At 55.9% G+C, this 4252-nt stretch carries 5 protein-coding genes and 2 pseudogenes; 6 read left to right on the top strand and 1 reads right to left on the bottom strand.

The features are described 5' to 3' along the window. A pseudogene (locus ACQKP4_RS28580) lies at window positions 1-94 on the bottom strand (hypothetical protein); the annotation flags it as partial. A 48-nt stretch (window positions 95-142) separates the two neighbouring features. Here ACQKP4_RS28580 and ACQKP4_RS28575 point away from each other — a divergent pair. The 6 genes and pseudogenes from ACQKP4_RS28575 to atpA all read left to right on the top strand — a co-directional run. After that, entirely contained in the window at window positions 143-550 is a 408-nt protein-coding gene (locus ACQKP4_RS28575) for a F0F1 ATP synthase subunit I (protein WP_427637385.1), read from the top strand. Between the two features lie 16 nt (window positions 551-566). Further along, complete coding sequence (gene atpB / locus ACQKP4_RS28570) at window positions 567-1436, top strand: F0F1 ATP synthase subunit A (protein WP_092275727.1); 870 nt, start codon at window positions 567-569, stop codon at window positions 1434-1436. A 133-nt stretch (window positions 1437-1569) separates the two neighbouring features. Next, complete coding sequence (gene atpE, locus ACQKP4_RS28565; RefSeq protein WP_002555987.1) at window positions 1570-1827, top strand: F0F1 ATP synthase subunit C; 258 nt, start codon at window positions 1570-1572, stop codon at window positions 1825-1827. Window positions 1828-1883: 56 nt separating this feature from the next. Beyond that, entirely contained in the window at window positions 1884-2354 is a 471-nt protein-coding gene (locus ACQKP4_RS28560) for a F0F1 ATP synthase subunit B (RefSeq protein ID WP_007948090.1), read from the top strand. A 12-nt stretch (window positions 2355-2366) separates the two neighbouring features. Further along, window positions 2367-2903, top strand: a complete 537-nt coding sequence (locus tag ACQKP4_RS28555; RefSeq protein ID WP_427637383.1) for a F0F1 ATP synthase subunit delta — start codon at window positions 2367-2369, stop codon at window positions 2901-2903. Between the two features lie 21 nt (window positions 2904-2924). Beyond that, window positions 2925-4205, top strand: a pseudogene (gene atpA, locus ACQKP4_RS28550) (F0F1 ATP synthase subunit alpha); the annotation flags it as partial. Window positions 4206-4252 lie beyond the last annotated feature (47 nt).

The following is a 4252-nucleotide window of genomic DNA, read 5'->3' as shown; positions in this document are numbered from 1 at the left end:
CGCGCACGGCTTTGCATTCGCGTTTCACGGCGGCGTGAATGTCTTCACCGTTTTTCGGGAAGTACCACGGACGTTTCCACTGCCCGACGTCTTCGTGCCAAGTTATTGAATTCTGGCAGCCGACCATTGGAGAGCAATAGTGATGGAAACCCGCACGCCAAACCGCTTGCCGTTCCATCGCCTGGCAGTTTTTCCGGTGTTGATGGCTCAATTTGTCGTTTTGCTGATTGCCGCTTTGGCGCTCTGGCAATGGCACGGAGTCGTTGCCGGGTACTCAGGACTCTGCGGAGGCCTGATAGCCTTGCTACCCAATGTTTATTTCGCTCATAAGGCATTTCGGTTTTCCGGCGCCCGAGCAGCCCAAGCCATCGTCCGGTCTTTTTATGCCGGTGAGGCGGGCAAACTGATTTTGACGGCAGTGCTCTTTGCATTGACGTTTGCAGGTGTAAAGCCATTGGCGCCGCTAGCTGTATTTGGCGTCTTCGTGTTGACCCAACTGGTCAGCTGGTTTTCGCCCCTGCTGATGAGAACAAGACTTTCGAGACCTTAGGGCGTTTGAGGCAACCATGGCAGAAACAACCGCTTCGGGCTATATCCAGCACCACTTGCAGAACCTGACTTTCGGTCAGCATCCTACCGGCGGCTGGGGCTTTGCCCACACCGCAGCAGAAGCCAAGGAAATGGGCTTCTGGGCTTTCCACGTCGATACTCTCGGCTGGTCGGTCGCGTTGGGTCTGATCTTCGTTCTGATTTTCCGCATGGCGGCAAAGAAGGCGACGTCGGGTCAACCGGGTGCTTTACAGAACTTCGTTGAAGTATTGGTCGAATTCGTCGATGGCAGCGTGAAAGACAGCTTCCATGGCCGTAGCCCGGTGATTGCACCGCTGGCACTGACCATCTTCGTCTGGGTCTTCCTGATGAACGCTGTCGACCTGGTACCGGTCGACTGGATTCCTCAGTTGGCCATTCTGATCACCGGCGATGCGCACATTCCATTCCGTGCCGTATCGACCACTGACCCGAACGCTACCCTGGGCATGGCCCTGTCGGTGTTCGCGTTGATCATTTTCTACAGCATCAAGGTCAAGGGCATCGGCGGCTTCATCGGCGAACTGACCCTGCACCCGTTCGGCAGCAAGAACATCTTCGTTCAGGCCCTGCTGATTCCGGTGAACTTCCTGCTGGAGTTCGTGACGCTGATCGCCAAGCCAATTTCGCTGGCACTGCGTCTGTTCGGCAACATGTACGCCGGCGAACTGGTCTTCATTCTGATTGCTGTGATGTTCGGCAGCGGTCTGCTCTGGCTTAGCGGCCTGGGCGTAGTTCTGCAGTGGGCGTGGGCTGTGTTCCACATCCTGATCATTACCCTGCAGGCGTTTATCTTCATGATGCTGACCATCGTTTACTTGTCGATGGCGCACGAAGAGAACCATTAAGGCCAGTCTCGACTAGTCTGATGTCCCACCCGGTCAAACGGGTGGGTGCCCGAACAGGGCTATGAAACGATTTGTTTTACCGCTTTAAAATCTAAAAAACCTAAACCATACGACGTAAAAGTCGGGAGGAAAGATGGAAACTGTAGTTGGTCTAACCGCTATCGCTGTTGCACTGTTGATCGGCCTGGGCGCACTGGGTACCGCAATTGGTTTCGGCCTGTTGGGCGGCAAGTTCCTGGAAGGCGCAGCGCGTCAGCCAGAGATGGTTCCAATGCTGCAAGTTAAAATGTTCATCGTTGCCGGTCTGCTCGACGCCGTGACCATGATCGGTGTTGGTATCGCTCTGTTCTTCACCTTCGCGAACCCATTCGTTGGTCAACTCGCTGGCTAATTACTCGAACCTTCGAGTAATTGGTGTGATGTGCAACGAACGAGCGAGGTGTTGGCGTGAACATTAATGCAACCCTGATTGGCCAGTCCGTTGCGTTCTTCATTTTTGTACTGTTTTGCATGAAGTTCGTGTGGCCTCCGGTCATCGCGGCTTTGCACGAACGTCAGAAGAAGATCGCGGATGGACTGGACGCTGCCGCCCGAGCAGCTCGCGACCTGGAATTGGCCCAAGATAAAGCGGGTCAACAACTGCGCGAAGCAAAAGCTCAGGCAGCCGAGATCATTGAGCAAGCCAAGAAACGCGGTAACCAGATTGTTGAAGAGGCCGTTGAAAAGGCCCGTATCGACGCTGACCGTGTGAAGGTCCAGGCTCAGGCCGAGATCGAGCAGGAACTGAACAGTGTCAAAGACGCGCTGCGTGCCCAACTGGGTAGCTTGGCAGTCTCCGGCGCCGAGAAGATCCTGGGTTCCACAATCGATCAAAACGCGCACGCGGAGCTGGTAAACAAACTGGCTGCTGAAATTTAAGCGAGGGCGATCATGGCAGAATTGACCACGTTGGCCCGACCTTACGCTAAGGCAGCCTTCGAGCACGCCCAGGCCCACCAGCAACTGGCCTCTTGGTCAGCCATGCTCGGCCTGGCTGCAGCAGTGTCGCAAGATGACACTATGCAGCGCGTGCTCAAGGCCCCGCGACTGACGAGCGCAGACAAGGCCGCCACGTTTATTGACGTGTGCGGCGACAAGTTTGATGTAAAAGTGCAGAACTTCATCCACGTCGTTGCCGAAAACGACCGTCTCCCGCTACTGCCGGAGATTGCCGCTCTGTTTGACCTGTACAAGGCCGAACAAGAGAAGTCGGTAGACGTTGAAGTCACCAGTGCTTTTGCATTGAACCAAGAACAGCAAGACAAACTCGCCAAGGTTCTCAGTGCACGACTCGACCGGGAAGTGCGCCTGCAAGTTGCGGAAGACAAATCCCTGATTGGGGGCATTGTCATTCGCGCCGGCGACCTGGTTATCGATGGCTCGGTTCGCGGTAAACTCGCGAATCTTGCCGAAGCATTGAAATCTTGAGTTTGAAGGGGCAGCAGAGCAATGCAGCAACTCAATCCTTCCGAAATAAGTGAAATTATCAAGGGCCGCATCGACAAGCTCGATGTGACCTCCCAAGCCCGTAACGAAGGCACTGTCGTCAGCGTATCTGACGGTATCGTGCGGATTCACGGTCTGGCCGACGTCATGTACGGCGAGATGATCGAGTTTCCGGGCGGCGTCTTCGGTATGGCCCTCAACCTTGAGCAAGACTCTGTAGGCGCCGTGGTATTGGGCTCCTACCAGTCTCTGGCTGAAGGCATGAGCGCCAAGTGCACTGGCCGCATCCTCGAAGTTCCGGTTGGTAAGGAACTGCTGGGTCGCGTAGTCGACGCACTGGGTAATCCGGTTGACGGCAAAGGTCCACTGAACAACACCGAGACCGATGCGGTCGAGAAAGTTGCTCCAGGCGTGATCTGGCGTAAGTCGGTAGACCAGCCTGTACAGACTGGCTACAAGGCTGTAGATGCCATGATCCCTGTCGGCCGTGGCCAGCGTGAGCTGATCATTGGTGACCGTCAGATCGGTAAAACCGCTCTGGCGATCGACGCGATCATCAATCAGAAAGACAGCGGCATTTTCTGCGTCTACGTGGCAATCGGTCAGAAACAATCGACCATCGCCAACGTGGTTCGCAAGCTGGAAGAAAACGGCGCACTGGCTAACACCATCGTCGTGGCAGCGAGCGCTTCGGAATCTGCAGCACTGCAATTCCTGGCACCGTACTCCGGTTGCACCATGGGTGAATTCTTCCGCGACCGCGGTGAAGACGCGCTGATCGTTTATGACGATCTGTCCAAGCAAGCAGTGGCTTACCGCCAGATTTCCCTGCTGCTGCGCCGTCCACCAGGCCGTGAAGCTTACCCAGGCGACGTGTTCTATCTCCACTCCCGTCTGCTGGAACGCGCATCCCGCGTTTCGGAAGAATACGTAGAGAAGTTCACCAACGGCGCAGTAACCGGCAAAACCGGTTCCCTGACCGCACTGCCGATCATCGAAACCCAGGCTGGCGACGTTTCCGCGTTCGTTCCGACCAACGTGATTTCCATCACCGACGGTCAGATCTTCCTGGAATCGGCGATGTTCAACTCCGGGATCCGTCCTGCTGTGAACGCCGGTGTTTCGGTATCCCGTGTGGGTGGTGCCGCTCAGACCAAGATCATCAAGAAGCTTTCCGGTGGTATCCGTACCGCTCTGGCTCAGTACCGTGAACTGGCGGCATTCGCCCAGTTCGCTTCTGACCTGGACGAAGCGACCCGTAAGCAACTTGAGCATGGAGCGCGCAGGGGCAATTGATCGCCATGAGCCGGCAGACCGTAACGGTCTTTGCC

It is taken from the genome of Pseudomonas sp. NPDC086278, from assembly GCF_050280905.1.
Taxonomy (GTDB): domain Bacteria; phylum Pseudomonadota; class Gammaproteobacteria; order Pseudomonadales; family Pseudomonadaceae; genus Aquipseudomonas.
The sequence above is the reverse complement of the archived record's forward strand: the minus strand, read 5'-3'. Positions and strand labels throughout refer to the sequence as shown.

What these genes read in the sequence shown, in the direction of transcription:
- ACQKP4_RS28575 (WP_427637385.1), top strand. Translation starts at nt 143, where the DNA reads ATGGAAACCCGCACGCCAAACCGCTTGCCGTTCCATCGCCTGGCAGTT.
- atpB (WP_092275727.1), top strand. Translation starts at nt 567, where the DNA reads ATGGCAGAAACAACCGCTTCGGGCTATATCCAGCACCACTTGCAGAAC.
- atpE (WP_002555987.1), top strand. Translation starts at nt 1,570, where the DNA reads ATGGAAACTGTAGTTGGTCTAACCGCTATCGCTGTTGCACTGTTGATC.
- ACQKP4_RS28555 (WP_427637383.1), top strand. Translation starts at nt 2,367, where the DNA reads ATGGCAGAATTGACCACGTTGGCCCGACCTTACGCTAAGGCAGCCTTC.